This is a genomic window from Pseudophaeobacter sp. C1-32P7 (assembly GCF_041008775.1).
Classification (GTDB): domain Bacteria; phylum Pseudomonadota; class Alphaproteobacteria; order Rhodobacterales; family Rhodobacteraceae; genus Phycobacter; species Phycobacter gallaeciensis_A.
Genome location: NZ_JAXGFR010000003.1, coordinates 64,769 through 78,929 on the forward strand (window position 1 = coordinate 64,769; position 14,161 = coordinate 78,929).

The window sequence follows — 14,161 nt, forward strand, 5'->3', positions numbered from 1 at the left end:
CAAAGGAGCCCTCCCATGAAGCTGCAGAACCTCGACATCATCGTCACCGCACCGCCTGCCCCGGGTTGGGGCGGGCGCTACTGGATCCTGGTAAAAGTGACCACCGACACCGGGATCACCGGCTGGGGCGAATGCTATGCCGCCTCGATCGGGCCGGACGCCATGACCCATGTGATCCGCGATGTCTTTGACCGGCATATGGCGGGCGAGAATCCGGAAAACATCGAGCTGATGTTCCGCCGCGCCTATTCCTCGGGTTTTACCCAGCGTCCCGATCTGACGGTCATGGGGGCCTTTTCCGGCTTGGAAATCGCCTGCTGGGACATTCTGGGCAAGGACAGGGACCGCCCGGTGCACGCACTGCTCGGGGGGCGGATGAACGATCGCATCCGCGCCTATACCTATCTTTATCCGCTGCCCCATCACGACATCGCCGCCTTCTGGACCTCGCCCGATATGGCCGCCGAAAGCGCCACCGAAATGGTGCTGAGGGGCTATACGGCGGTGAAATTCGACCCCGCAGGCCCCTATACGATGCGCGGCGGCCATATGCCCGCGATGCGCGACATCAGCCAGTCGGTCGCCTTTTGCAAGGCGATCCGGGAGGCGGTCGGCGACCGTGCGGATCTGCTGTTCGGCACCCATGGCCAGTTCTCGACCGCAGGCGCCGTACGGCTGGGCCAGGCGCTGGAGCCCTATTCGCCGCTGTGGTTCGAAGAACCCACGCCCCCCGACAATATCGAGGACATGGCCCGCGTCGCCCGGCAGGTGCGCATCCCGGTTGCCACCGGCGAGCGGCTGACCACCAAGGCCGAGTTTGGCGCGGTGCTGCGTGCGGGCGCTGCCGAGATCCTGCAACCGGCGCTGGGACGGGCCGGCGGCATCTGGGAGATGAAGAAGGTTGCCGCCATCGCCGAGGCCTTCAACGCGCAGATGGCGCCGCATCTTTATGCTGGGCCGGTGGAATGGGCCGCGAATATTCATCTGGCGGCCTCGATTCCGAATATCCTGATGGCCGAAACCATCGAAACCCCTTTCCACTACGCCCTGATCAAAGGGGCGATCCGCGTCGAAGAAGGCTTCATCCGGCCGCCCGAGGCCCCCGGTCTGGGCATCGAGGTGGACGAGGACCTGGCCCGCGCCAATCCCTTTACGGGTGATGATCTGCACCTCAACATGCAAGAGGCGCCCTGCGACTATGCCAAGGGAAATTCCTTTGCCGGAGGCGCCCCGCCGCTGCCCGAGTGACTCTGTTTCATCGATGGCTTGTGCAACAGGGACAAAATGGGGCATTATACGGTCCATCATTTATCGCAGGACCCCGGACACGTGACCATTCAGCATCCCGATACGATGTCGCCGGATACCCCGATCGACATGGCCCAGCGCGCCGCCGATGCCGCGTCTTTCCTCAAGACGCTGGCCCATGAAGGGCGGTTGATGATCCTGTGCCATCTCGGCACCGGTGAGAAATCCGTCGGCGAATTGGAAGCGCTGCTGAATATGCGTCAGGCCGCCGTCAGCCAGATGCTGGCGCGACTGCGCGACGAGGGGCTGGTCGAAACCCGCCGCGACGGCAAGACGATCTTCTATTCCCTGAAGGACCGGAACACCGAAGAGATCATCGCACTGCTCTACCGCCAGTTCTGCGGCCCGGAATAAGCACCCACTGCGCCCGGCACCGAGCGGCCCACAGACGTCTCCATTCCAAGACTACACTGGATCAAACCCGCTGGGTTTGAGACCCACGGCACCTGCCCCCGTTCGACAAGGACGCGGGTGCTCCCGTGCCTGTCAGGTCCCTTGCCTGCGGCAAAGCCCCAGACACGCTTTGGGCGTGGCGCGGCTTCGCCGCGCCCAACTGGCACAGGGCATTCCCTGAATGGCCGAAACCAGGCGGGAGTGCCCCGCGCGCCTTTCAATGATGGTGTTTCAGAACGCCCGGATCAGTCGTCCGCACGCACGGTCTGCCGTTGACGGCCCAGACCTTCGATTTCCAGCTCCATCACGTCGCCCGGTTTCAGATAGATCGGATCAGGCTTGATACCCATGCCGACGCCCGGCGGGGTGCCTGTCGCGATCACATCGCCCGGATGCAGGGTCATCAACTGGCTGAGGTGGGCAATGATTTCCGCCACCGAGAAGATCATCTTGCCGGTGGTGCCACTTTGCATGCGCTGACCGTTCACATCGCAGGACAGCGACAGGTTCTGCGGATCGGAAACCTCGTCTCGGCTCACCAGCCAGGGACCGATCGGACCAAAGGTGTCGCAGCTTTTTCCCTTGGTCCATTGTCCGGTCAGCTTGATCTGGAAATCCCGCTCGGACACATCGTTGACCACGCAATACCCGGCCACATAATCCAGCGCGTCTTCTTCGCTCACGTATTTGGCGGTCTTGCCGATCACCACGCCCAGTTCGACCTCCCAGTCGCCAGCGACCGAGCCGCGCGGCAGCACCACATCGTCATTGGGGCCGACAATGGCCGAGTTCGCTTTCATGAATAGGATCGGATGTTCGGGGATCGGCATTCCGGCCTCTTCGGCGTGGTCCGAATAGTTGAGACCGATGCAAAGGAACTTGCCCACGCCGCCGACGCAGGGCGCCAGGTCCACATCGCCTTCGACCACAGGCAGGGCCGCCACATCCAGCGCCGCCAGCTTCGCCAGCGCGGCATCATCCAGCGTTGCGCCTGTGATATCCTTCACATGGTCCGACAGATCGCGGACCGTTCCATCGGCCGCCAGCATCCCCGGACGCACAGTGTCTCCCACGCGATATCGCAGCAGTTTCATTCTATTCTTCCCGTCTTGTTGGTTGTCTTCGTCAGATCAGCTCGACACGTAGCCGGCCACCACCTGCAACAGCTTAAAGGCCGTCGCGGCGTCGTTTTCCACCACGGCGAGGAACTCTTCCTCGCCGATACGCAGACAGGTCAGATCCGTCTGCGCGATCATGCTGAGCGCACGGGGCTCCTTGCGGATCAGCCCCAGTTCCCCGACCAGCCGCCCCGGGCCAACCGTGGCAATCAACCGGTCCTCTTCGCCATCCTGTGGCAGGAACAGCCCCGCTTCGCCTTCGGTGATCATATAGGCACCGTCGCTGGCATCGTCGTCTTTCAAAAAAACCGCATCGCCCGCCTTGGCCTCGTACCAACGCGCGCCAAAGGCCAGCAGCCGCAGCTGGCGCCGGTTGAGACCTGAGAAAAGCTCTGATTGTTCCAGCGCCCGCAGTTTGCGCGCCAGATCCTGGCTGGCGGCGCTGTCGGCCACGGCGGCCTCCTGCATCTGGTCGCTGACCAGCCGCCCCTGGCGCAGCTGGTAGAAAACATCGAAGACTTCGGAACGTTCGAAATCGCTGTCGAGATAGACCAGCGTCGTCTCCGGCAACAGCTTGCGCAGGTTCTTGTGCACCGAAACGCGGGTTTCCAGATCGTAACTCGCCAGCGCCGATTCCAGGATCAGGATATCGGGCCGTTTGATCGTCGCCCGGGCAAAGGCCAGCGGTTCGGCAAAACTGGCAGGCAGGCCCTGCCCGCCCAGCGCGACCGGCAGGTCGAAGATCAGTTCGACCACCATGTTGCGGGTGCCATTTTCCACCAGCACGTCCGACACCAGCTTGCGCAGCTCGTCACCGCGGGCGCCGGCAGTGTCGGAGATCTTGCCGAACATGGCGTTCTCCATCACCGTCAGACCGGGAGCAAAGCTGCTGTCGTCGATACGGACAAAGATGTCCTCAAGCGTTTCCATCAGCTCGTCCGCGTGGCTGCGGCGGAACTGCAGGATGCGGTCCTGCATTTCCTGACTGAAGGCCGGGCCGATCTGCTCGGCCGAGATGCTGAAGGGCACGATCAGCATCTGCGCCAGCTCGTCCCGGTCAAGCGCATCGACGCCCTTGCTGCGGGTCTTGTCCACCAGCGCCAGCGCCGCCTCATAGGCCGACGGTTCCAGCCCCAGTTTGCGGAACAGCGGATGGCCGGTACCATCGATACCAAAGATCTGCCGCAGCATGTCCACCACGTCCTGCGTCAGCGTCACAAGGTCGGTGTCCAGCTTCAGCTCGCGCAGCCGGTCCAGAAAATTGACGTGGCGTTTCAGCACCGCTTCGGTGATCGGCTCGCGCAGGGTGGCATACAGCAGGTTTTCCGCCACCGGCAGCGCCGGGTTATAGCGGTCGGGCGCAAAGAAATGCGCTTGCGCCTCCAGTCCAGCCTTTTCAATGGCCGCCTGCACCTTGGGCCGCAGATCGATCAGGCTGGCGGTCAGGCGCGGATGCGCGCTGCTGTCGAATTTCTGATCCATGCCGCGCCGGAACAGGGCGGTATCGGTGCCGATGCCCGACACCAGCTGCACCCACCAGTCGCGCAATTCCGCCTCGGTCGAGAAACCCGCGAGCGAAGGATCCAGCCAGGCGGCATCATAGGGATCGGGGCTGTTGCCCGCCCGCAGCGCCGCATCCAGCTGCAACAGGTCGCGGGCCTCACCCTGCGGGCGTTGCCGCATCGGCATCATCACGTTGTCCCCGAAAGAGCCCCGGAACAGCACCGGCCGCGAGGTCGCATGACCGATGCGCGAGGCAACGATGGCCTGATGCACTTCGCGCAGATCAAAGCTGGCGACCGTCACGGCGCCCGCTGCCGGCAGCACCTCGCGGGTCAGCAATTCGGCCATGGCGCGGCGGTCTTCCTCGGAGGGGGCGGCAATGCCGATGACCTTTCCGGCGGGCAGCGTGGCGGTCAGATCCTCCAGCACGAGATTGCCATCGGCATCGCGCACGCTGACGTCTTTCAGCTCGATATCGCCCTTGAGGCGCGGAATGTCGTCAGGTTCGCCCATCATCAGCGCTTCATCGACCATGCCGGGCGGCGCGAAACGTTCCAGGATCACCTCCCAGCGCAGCGACATGTCCTGCGTCTGGTTGTAGTAGGTCAGAAGTTCTTTCCAGGGCGAGGCGATATCCTTGTACGCCGCCAGCGCCGCGACCAGCGCGCCCAGTGATACCTTGCCCTGCAGCACCAGGAAGCCGCCCACGGCGTAAAAGAAAAATGGCGTCAGCTGGGTGATGAAGTTGTTGAGGAACTTCATGAAGAACTTTTTCTGGTAGATATCGAAACGGATATCATAAAGCCGCCCCAGCCGGTCGGTGATCACCGCCATCCGGTAACGCCAGCCGCCGTTGATGCGCAGCGTGGCGGCGCCTGCCGCGCTTTCGCCGATTTCCGAGGCCAGCGCCCGCACCTCCTTGATGCGCTCCTTGTTCAGAAGGTTGATGCGCCGTTGCAGCATCGGGATCAACCAGCCCTGCAGCGGGATCAGTGCCACGGCGGCCAGACCGAACCAGAAGCTTTGCACAAACAGGAAATAGAGGATGGTCAGCATCTGCCCGGCCTGCAGCACCGGCTGGCTGACAGCATCGCCCATCAGACCGCCCATCGGTTCGGATTCCGATGTCACCATCGACACCAGTTCGCCCTGGCTGACCCGCTCGAAATAGGGCTGAGGGAACCGCAAAACGCGGGCAATGAGCTGATAACGGAACCGGCGCAGCATCCGTTCGGCCAGAATACCCTTCATGGTGTTGATGCGCATTTTCAGCAGACCGTGCATCAGCACCGACACCAGAAACGCCACACAAAGGATCCACAGGAAGGTCAGCTTGTCGAAGGAATAGCCCAGCACCTCGATCGTGTCGGTCTCGGCACCGATGGCATCGTTAATGATACGCTTGGGCAGTTCCAGCGTCAGGTACAAAAGCGGAAACAGGCAGGCCGTGACCACCAGAAGCACGAGCTGATCACGTTTGGAATACTTCCAGATAAAACGGAACAAAGAACGTTCTATGAGACAGCTCCGGATAGGCGTCTGAAATTCGGTACAGCATATGCCTAGCGCGGTTTACCTGTGACAGGCAATGGCAACTGCGCCAAAGCCTGTTTCGGCCTGTCGTCGCGGCACCATGGCATGCAGCATTTGCCACGGCGGCAAAAAAACGTAAGGTTCCGCTACGACATAGATGAACAGGGGACTGTTTTGCCGGAGCATACCGGAACATTATTGCTGCTGCTCTGCCTGATGCAGGTCAAACATATGTTTGCAGATTTCTTTCTGCAGACACCAAAGATGCTGTCGGGCCGCGGCGAATACCTGCACAGCGGTCGTGCGCAGCATGCCGGCGTTCACACGCTTGGATCCATTCTGGTCTTCGTGCTGATGGGCGCGCCGGTCCTGTTCATCCTGATCACCTGCGTGCTGGAATGGATCGTGCATTTCAACATCGACTACTGCAAGGCGCGCTATTCCGACAGCAAGCAGCTGACCCCGCAACAGGCGGCTTTCTGGCGCGCGGCGGGCGCGGATCAGGCGCTGCACCAGCTGACCTATATCGCCATGGCCGCCGCCTGGCTGAAATACGCGACCTAGGGCACAACCGGCCTAAGGTACAACCGGCCTGTCCCGCTTGATCGTGCGCAGCACCACGTTGGTCTGGGCGCTGGCCACCGCAGGCAGGCGGAACAAGAACTCTTCCAGAAACCGGTTATAGGCCTCCAGATCCGGCGCCAGAACCCGCAGGTGATAATCCGACTGGCCGGTGGTCGCAAAACACTCCTGCACCAGCGAATTGTTCTCAACCGCGCGGATGAACTCCTTCAGCTTTTCCGGATCATGCCGTGTCAGCTGCACATGCACCATGGCGTGAAAGCCAAGCCCCATGGCCGCCGCATTCACCACCGCGCCATAGCGTTCGATCACACCGGCCTCTTCCAGCGCACGCACCCGCCGCCACAGGGCAGAAGGAGACATGCCTACCGTCTCGGCCAGATCCGCATTGGAAATACGCGAATCCTCCTGCAATAGGGTCAATATACGGCGGTCGCGGTCGTCCAGCTTCATTGTAACGGTTATCCAGTTCAAAATAGTGATCAACAACGGTTAATTTATCCAAAAATTGCCAAAACGCCAGTAGATGCGGCAAAATTTTCCGCCTCAAATGGATTATCCTTTCGCGATCACAGACTACCCGCGCGAGGACTCCCCGATGACCAAGCTGAGCCACGACTTCCGCAGCTACCAGCTCGATGACCGTTACGAGATGACCAAGGGCCGCGTGTTCCTCACCGGCACGCAGGCGTTGGCGCGGATCATGCTGGACCAGTCCCGCCGCGATCAGAACGCCGGGATGAACACCGCCGGTTTCGTTTCGGGCTATCGCGGCTCGCCGCTGGGGGCCGTGGACCTGGAGTTCTGGCGCTCGCGCAAGCGGATGGAAGAGGCCAAGGTCAAATTCATGCCCGCCGTGAACGAGGATCTGGGCGCCACCGCCGTTCTGGGCGCGCAGCAGGCGGTTCTGGATCCCCATTGCGAGGTCGAGGGCGTCTTTTCCATGTGGTACGGCAAGGGGCCGGGCGTCGACCGTTCTGGCGATGCGCTAAAGCACGGCAACGCCTATGGATCGTCGGAAAAGGGCGGCGTGCTGGTGGTTGCGGGCGACGACCACGGCTGCGTCAGCTCCTCGATGCCGCATCAGTCGGACGTCGCCTTCATGGCCTGGTTCATGCCGGTTCTGAACCCGGCGGATGTCTCCGAATTCCTGACATTTGGCGAATACGGCTTTGCCCTGTCGCGCTATTCCGGCACCTGGGTCGGCTTCAAGGCGGTGTCGGAAACCGTGGAGAGCGCTCGGTCCGTGGAATTGCAGCCGGACCGTGAATTTGTTCTGCCCGAGCTGCCGCCCTACCCCGGCGGGCTGCACATCCGCCGCGCTGATCTGCCCTCGCCCGAGATCGAGACCCGGATCCAGGCCAAGATCAAGGCGGTGCGCGCCTTTGCTGAGGCCAACCCGATCGACCGCCGCATCTATGACGTCGAGGATGCCAAGTTCGGTTTCGTCACCACCGGCAAGGGGCATCTCGACCTGATGGAGGCGCTGCGCCTTCTGGGTCTGGACGAGGCCGCCTGCCGTCGGCTGGGTATCGACATCTACAAGGTAGGCATGGTCTGGCCGCTGGCCCGCCCCGAGGCGCTGCGCTTTGTGAACGGCAAGGAAGAGGTGCTGGTCGTAGAGGAAAAACGCGGCATCATCGAAAGCCAGTTCAAGGAATATTTTTACGACTGGCCCGGCGACAAACCCAAGAAAATGGTCGGCAAATACGACAGCAAGGGTGAGCCGCTGATCCCATGGACCGGGGAGCTGAGCCCGCTGCAACTGGCACCCATCGTGGCCGCGCGTCTGGATGCCTTCTTCCCCGAAGAGAACCTGCCCGCCAAGGCCGCCGCGCTGACCGCTGAGCCACCCAAGCTGATCAACGTGCCCGGCGCCACCCGCACGCCCTATTTCTGCTCGGGCTGCCCGCACAACACCTCGACCAAACTGCCCGAAGGCTCCAAGGCATTCTCCGGCATCGGCTGTCACGTCATGGCCAGCTGGATGGATCGGGAAACCGCAGGCTATGCCCAAATGGGCGGCGAAGGCGTGCCATGGGCGGTGGCCTCGCAGTTCAACGGCGGCAAGCATGTGTTCCAGAACTTGGGCGAAGGCACCTGGTATCACTCGGGCAGCCTGGCGATCCGGCAAGCGGTCGCTGCCAAGACCAACATCACCTACAAGATCCTTTATAACGACGCGGTCGCCATGACCGGCGGTCAGCCGGTGGATGGACCGGTCAGCGTTTCGGGCATCGCCCAGACCTGCCGCGCCGAAGGGGTGGACCGCATCGCGCTGGTCTCGGACGATATCGGCAAGTTCAACCGCGCCGATTTTCCGGCAGGCACATCGTTCCACGACCGGGAAGAAATGGACGCGGTACAGCGTGAACTGCGTGAAATCCCCGGCGTCACCGTCCTGATCTATGAACAAACCTGCGCCACCGAGAAACGCCGCCGCCGCAAGCGCGGCAAGATGGAAGACCCGAAGAAATTCGCCTTCATCAACGATCTGGTCTGCGAAGGCTGCGGCGATTGCTCGGTGGAATCCAACTGCCTGAGTGTAGAGCCGAAAGAGACGCCCTTTGGGCGCAAGCGCAAGATCAACCTCTCCTCCTGCAACAAGGACTTCTCCTGCCTCAACGGCTTTTGCCCCAGCTTTGTCACCGTTGAGGGTGGCGAGCGGCGCAAGAAGCAGCCAGCCGGTCTGGATGCAGACCAGCTGACGGCCCGCCTGCCCGCCCCGGACCTTCCCTCCCTCGCCGAGCCGTTCGATCTGCTCGTCACCGGGGTGGGCGGCACAGGCGTTGTGACCGTCGGCGCGCTGATCACCATGGCCGCCCACCTTGAAGGCAAGGGGTCGAGCGTGCTGGACTTCACCGGCTTTGCGCAGAAATTCGGCACCGTCCTCAGCTACATCCGCCTGTCGAACGCGCCCGAAACGCTGAACCAGGTGCGTATTGATCAGGCCGCTGCCGATGCGGTCATTGGCTGCGATGTGGTGGTGTCCTCCGCCCCCAAGGCCTCGGCACACTACCGTGCGGGCACCAAAGTGGTGCTGAATCGCGCCGAAATGCCCACTGGCGATCTGGTGCTGCGCCGCGATGCTGACCTGATGACCGGTCTGCGCGAAAAGGAGATCGAAGCGGTGGTTGGCGCGCAGAACCTATCGGGCTTCAATGCCAACGAGGCGGCAGAAGCCCTGCTGGGCGATGCGGTTCTGGCCAATGTGATGATGCTGGGCTTTGCCTGGCAAAAGGGGCTGGTGCCGGTCAGCGGTGCGGCCCTCAGCCAAGCAATCGAACTCAACGGCGTGGCCATCGACAAGAACCACCTCGCCTTTGCTATCGGTCGCGCCATGGCGGTGGATCCCGTGCTTGTCAGCCAGTTCTACGACGAAACCCCGGAGGAAGGGGAAACGTTGCAGCAGATGATCGACCGCCGCGCCGCCTTCCTGACCGAGTATCAGGACGCTGCCTATGCAGAGCGCTACCGCAACACGCTGGAGCAGCTGCGCAGTTCCCTGCCCGCAGATGCGCAGGACGATCTGGTTACACACGCGGCAAAGTCGCTGTTCAAGCTGATGGCCTATAAGGATGAATTCGAAGTCGCCCGCCTGCTGACCGCAGACAGTTTCAAGGAGCAGATCGCGTCGGAATTCGACGGCAACTATTCAGTCAAATACCACCTCGCGCCGCCGCTGCTGGCGCGCGGCAAGGACAGCCGGGGCCGCCCGAAGAAAAGCGCCTTTGGCGCCTGGCTACGCCCGGCTCTGTCGGTGATGGCCAAGGCCAAGGGCCTGCGTGGCAGCGCGTTCAACCCCTTTGGCTATCACGCCGAGGCTCGCCTGCACCGCGACCTTCTGGACTGGTACGAGGCGGCGCTGACCAAGGTCGCACGTGCCTATGGCGCGGACCGGCACGACACCTGCGCCGACATCCTAGCAGCACCGATGGAGATCCGGGGCTATGGCCCAGTCCGCATGGAGGCCGCCGCCAAGGTGCGCCAAGAGGTCGACCAACAGCTCGGCCAGCTCTGAGCACCGTCTCTCCCGATCAAGGGCGCGCCTGCCTCTGCGCAGCGCGCCCTTTTTTGATCCAAAACTCTTGCTTATCCAGCACAGCTTTCCACTGCCCCGGATTGAAAACGCCTCTCCCATCGGGCTGCACAGTGCGACCGATTGCGGCCAGTGCCGGATTGGCAATTGTAAAAGTAGCCACAGAAATGCATAATTTTCGAACGATGGGTGACTTCGTTCCGATAAGGACGCAACGCGCCTTGGGAAACCGGCCAAGCAGTGCCGGGACACGCACACCAGACGGTTCGGAAAGGGCCTGCCTGTATGCCAACTGAAATGAACATCCTTCTGGTCGAAGACAGCGACCTGGATGCGATGATCCTGGAACGTACTTTGAAACGGCTTGATCTTCCGGCAACCGTTGTGCGGGCGCGTGACGGCATCGAAGCACTGGATATCCTGGCGGGCACAGCCCCGGGGATATCAATCGAAAGCCCGTTCCTTATCCTGCTGGATATCAACATGCCGCGCATGAACGGCCATGATTTTCTGAGCGCCCTGCGCGCCAACCCGGACACGGCAGATCAGATCGTCTTCATGTTCACCACATCAGACAATCACGCAGACATTGCCGAGGCTTATAAGCACAATGTCAGCGGATATTTCATCAAGCCCCAAGGTGCAGCCGAGCTGAAGACGCTGCTGACCTCTCTTTTCCGGTTTTGGGAGATTTGTCAGCCGCCTGTGCCCAGTCCCGCCTAGGCGATGGTCGCCAGACCCGGTCGACTCAGACGTCCCAGTATCTTTCTGTGTAGACGGCGAATTCTTCCAGCTCCTCCGGCAGGGGTTCTTTGCCGGTGAAGACCCGCAGGTAATGGGGCGTCATCTGCAACCGTTCCTTATGGCTCTCGTTCGGCTCCGCCATGTCATAGCCAAGCTGCATGTAGTAAAGAACCTTGGCCCGGGTCTTTGCCTCCAGCTCCGGATAGCCATAGCGGGAGAACATGTCGCTGAGCGCTTTCACCCGCCGTGCATCGGAACGGTCCAGCAGGCTGCGCACCTTGCCCGAGCGCCGCGCCCAGTCCCGCACCGCGAAATCGAGCGCGGTATTGAACAGATCCGGGTTGGCAATGCAGTGAAAGACGTTCAGCACCGCGCCCGTGATCGCGGCGGCAGGGGCTTCGGTCTGGGCAACCATCGCGGCGGTGTTGGTCTGCTCCCACGTCTGCAACAGCGCATCCAGCAGATCCTGCCGCGATTTGAAATACCAGTAGAAGGAGGAACGCGACACGCCCATGCGCTCGGCCAGGGCCAGCACCTTGACCTGCTCAACCCCGTGGCTGATCAGCACATCCATCGCCACATTCAGCCAGTCGGCCCGGGTAACCTTGACGTTGCCGGTGAGGGGTTCGGCGGTGGGATCATCCCGGTGCAGGATCGGTTTGGGGGGCATGGACAGAACACCTCGTGACGTGCGCCAATCAGGGCACCAAACATCCTGCGGCGCCCACCGCGCCTTGTCCACCGCATTTGGCGGTGTTGCGACATTTGTCTCATTTTAAGCCCAGGGCACCTGCGCTCTCGAAATCGTGTCAGTCCATCGCGCGGGCCCGCACCGCCCGCGAACGAACGGTCATTGAGCACCCGCATTATGTATGCGAGCCTTCACGCTGAGACGGTTTCTAAGGTGACATGAAATGAGCAATGCCTGCACAGTGCGATGCTGCGAGAACTTCCGCGGTCATGCCATCTGCCACCGCAAGGGAAACGACAATACCCGCCCGATTGCCTTGGAGAAAAACCAATGAGCGTGACAGTCCGAGCGTTCAGGGCAGAAGATGCAGAGGCATTCCGCACTCTTCAACGGGCCTGCCTTGCGTATTACCAGATCGCCCCTGCCACCCATGATCAAGAAGAGCGGGTGCTTTCACTGCTCCGCGCCGAAAGGCACATGGCGTGCCATCTGGCCTTTGATGGCACCCAGCCCGTCGGGTTCGCCACATGGGGACTAAGCTTCCCGGCCGGCCCGGGCATATCACTGGTCATGAAAGAGCTGTTTGTTTCTCCGACCGTTCGACAAAAGGGTGTTGGAAAAGCATTGTTATCCGCCCTCATCGATGTGGCACGTCGCGAGGGCTGCACCCGTTTTGACTGGGCCATTGACGGCACCAACGGTGGCGCACAACGATTTTATGAGGCGCTTGCAGCACCGAAAATGACCAAGCAGAGCTATCGCGTAGCCGAAACGGAATTTGACGCCTTTCAAGCCCGAATTGAGCCCAAGTAGCGCCTGATTAAATTCTGATATTGGCTCCGAACTCGGGCTGTCAGGACGTGCCATCGCTGCGCGAGACCTCCTCCTCTGCCCTCCCGGCCTACAACTGCGAACTTGGACGCTCCCGAATGGCCTCTTGCCAGGCCAGCGTGGCCGAGTTGGCTTCGGGCACGCGCATCTTGATCACGCGAGCAAAATCAACAAAGACGAAGGCCGAGATATCCGCCAGCGTGAAATGATCAGTGGCAAGGAAGGGGCTGTCCTGCAGGCGCTCTTCCAAGAGATCAAAGAACCGCACAGTCCGCGCCTGTCCGCGTTCGGCCAGCTCAGGGATCTGGGCATAGTGATCAGGGCCCGGAATGGCGCGGTTTTCAAACGCCGGGTGGGTGTTGCGCAGCGCCTCGGCCACGGGGGCGCCGCCCTGCTGTTCGACGATGGAGTTCCACATCAGCACCAGCCCTTTTTCATCGGCGGTGCGTCCCATCAACGGCGGTTCCGGATGCGCCGCCTCCAGATAGGCGGCAATGCCAAGGTTCTCGGTCAGGACAGTGCCCGTATCGGTGACCAGAACCGGGATCGTCGCGCGCGGGTTCACCGCCAGAAAGGCCGCGTCCAGCTGCTCTCCCTTGGCGATGGAAATGTCATGGGTTTCAGGGCTCAGCCCCTTCTCCGCAAGAAACATCCGCGCCCGGCGCGGGTTCGGCGCGGTGGAGCAATCGTAGAAAATCATGGCGGCCTCCCTCTGTTACCGCCAGCCTAGGGGCAGGGCAGCACGTGAGGCCAGCATGACGGAGCGTCGCGCGGATCAGGCGTCGCGGCGGTAGATGAAGCAGCGCCCCTCGACCGCGTCCGGCGGCAGGGGCATTTCGCGCAAGCTGTCAAAATACATCCGGTCCGAGGACACCATCATGCCGCCCACCGCCAGCAGCGGTTCGATGAGCGGCGACACCAGCCGGGCAAAGGCATCGTTCTTGGCGCGATTGTGACCGCCCAGATCCGCGTGGATCAGACTGGCGGTCGCACCGAACCGTTCCACAGCTGCCGGTAGCGTTTCACGCACATCGCCAAGGATCGTCAGTTCCTCGGGCGGGGTGCTGTCAGGATGCGAGGCAACAGCGCGTTCGAAGACATAGATATCCCGGCCGGTGATATTGTGCTTCATGTGGTGGTAGGTGCGCCCGTTCCCAAGCCCCAGCTCAAAGACCGGGCCGCTCATACCAGCGGTTTCGGCAATGGCGTAATCCAGACAGGCACGCTGGGACACCATGCGATCGATAAAAAGGTCCAGACGGGTGATCATGTTACGGTCTCCTTGCACGCCATGGCCGCACGGCGGCCAATCCCGTGCAGATGTGTCAGACTTTTACGCAAATGTGTAGCGAATAGCGAAAACGGCCCGAGCGCCTTCACAATTGCGTAAAGACCCCACCGGCGCGTCATATTTCCCGC

At 61.8% G+C, this 14,161-nt stretch carries 12 protein-coding genes; 6 read left to right on the forward strand and 6 right to left on the reverse strand.

Features of this window, described 5'->3' with window-relative positions; all coding sequences use genetic code 11:
• Positions 1–15 precede the first annotated feature (15 nt).
• A complete protein-coding gene (locus SM763_RS05290; RefSeq protein ID WP_368997883.1) occupies positions 16–1,248 on the forward strand; it encodes a mandelate racemase/muconate lactonizing enzyme family protein in 1,233 nt (410 codons plus the stop codon).
• A 105-nt stretch (positions 1,249–1,353) separates the two neighbouring features.
• A complete protein-coding gene (locus tag SM763_RS05295) occupies positions 1,354–1,662 on the forward strand; it encodes a metalloregulator ArsR/SmtB family transcription factor (RefSeq protein WP_335645308.1) in 309 nt (102 codons plus the stop codon).
• 284 nt (positions 1,663–1,946) lie between these two features.
• Here SM763_RS05295 and SM763_RS05300 read toward each other — a convergent pair whose 3' ends face one another.
• Both SM763_RS05300 and SM763_RS05305 read right to left on the reverse strand, forming a co-directional pair.
• Entirely contained in the window at positions 1,947–2,795 is an 849-nt protein-coding gene (locus SM763_RS05300; RefSeq protein WP_368997884.1) for a fumarylacetoacetate hydrolase family protein, read from the reverse strand.
• Positions 2,796–2,831: 36 nt separating this feature from the next.
• A complete protein-coding gene (locus SM763_RS05305; protein ID WP_368997885.1) occupies positions 2,832–5,828 on the reverse strand; it encodes an ABC transporter transmembrane domain-containing protein in 2,997 nt (998 codons plus the stop codon).
• A 243-nt stretch (positions 5,829–6,071) separates the two neighbouring features.
• Between SM763_RS05305 and SM763_RS05310 the strand changes: the two genes are divergently transcribed.
• Positions 6,072–6,419, forward strand: a complete 348-nt coding sequence (locus SM763_RS05310) for a DUF3307 domain-containing protein (protein ID WP_368998051.1) — start codon at positions 6,072–6,074, stop codon at positions 6,417–6,419.
• Positions 6,420–6,431: 12 nt separating this feature from the next.
• Here the strand turns inward: SM763_RS05310 and SM763_RS05315 are convergent, their stop codons facing one another.
• Entirely contained in the window at positions 6,432–6,890 is a 459-nt protein-coding gene (locus tag SM763_RS05315) for an Lrp/AsnC family transcriptional regulator (RefSeq protein WP_274829522.1), read from the reverse strand.
• A gap of 145 nt (positions 6,891–7,035) precedes the next feature.
• On the opposite strand from SM763_RS05315, the gene SM763_RS05320 reads away from it, so the two are divergent.
• Both SM763_RS05320 and SM763_RS05325 read left to right on the forward strand, forming a co-directional pair.
• Complete coding sequence (locus SM763_RS05320; protein WP_368997886.1) at positions 7,036–10,458, forward strand: indolepyruvate ferredoxin oxidoreductase family protein; 3,423 nt, start codon at positions 7,036–7,038, stop codon at positions 10,456–10,458.
• Between the two features lie 303 nt (positions 10,459–10,761).
• Entirely contained in the window at positions 10,762–11,199 is a 438-nt protein-coding gene (locus tag SM763_RS05325) for a response regulator (protein WP_274839011.1), read from the forward strand.
• A 25-nt stretch (positions 11,200–11,224) separates the two neighbouring features.
• On the opposite strand, the gene SM763_RS05330 is transcribed toward SM763_RS05325, so the two are convergent.
• On the reverse strand, positions 11,225–11,890 hold the full coding sequence (locus tag SM763_RS05330; protein ID WP_065272299.1) for a TetR/AcrR family transcriptional regulator: 666 nt from the start codon (positions 11,888–11,890) through the stop codon (positions 11,225–11,227).
• 351 nt (positions 11,891–12,241) lie between these two features.
• Between SM763_RS05330 and SM763_RS05335 the strand changes: the two genes are divergently transcribed.
• The gene (locus SM763_RS05335; protein WP_368997887.1) at positions 12,242–12,724 is read left to right on the forward strand and encodes a GNAT family N-acetyltransferase; all 483 of its coding nucleotides are present in this window, start codon (positions 12,242–12,244) and stop codon (positions 12,722–12,724) included.
• Positions 12,725–12,812: 88 nt separating this feature from the next.
• Here the strand turns inward: SM763_RS05335 and SM763_RS05340 are convergent, their stop codons facing one another.
• Together SM763_RS05340 and SM763_RS05345 are read right to left on the reverse strand one after the other, a co-directional pair.
• Positions 12,813–13,442, reverse strand: a complete 630-nt coding sequence (locus SM763_RS05340; RefSeq protein WP_368997888.1) for a glutathione S-transferase family protein — start codon at positions 13,440–13,442, stop codon at positions 12,813–12,815.
• 75 nt (positions 13,443–13,517) lie between these two features.
• Positions 13,518–14,012: a class I SAM-dependent methyltransferase gene (locus SM763_RS05345; RefSeq protein ID WP_274829518.1), complete on the reverse strand. Its 495-nt coding sequence runs from the start codon at positions 14,010–14,012 to the stop codon at positions 13,518–13,520.
• Between the last annotated feature and the right edge of the window lie 149 nt (positions 14,013–14,161).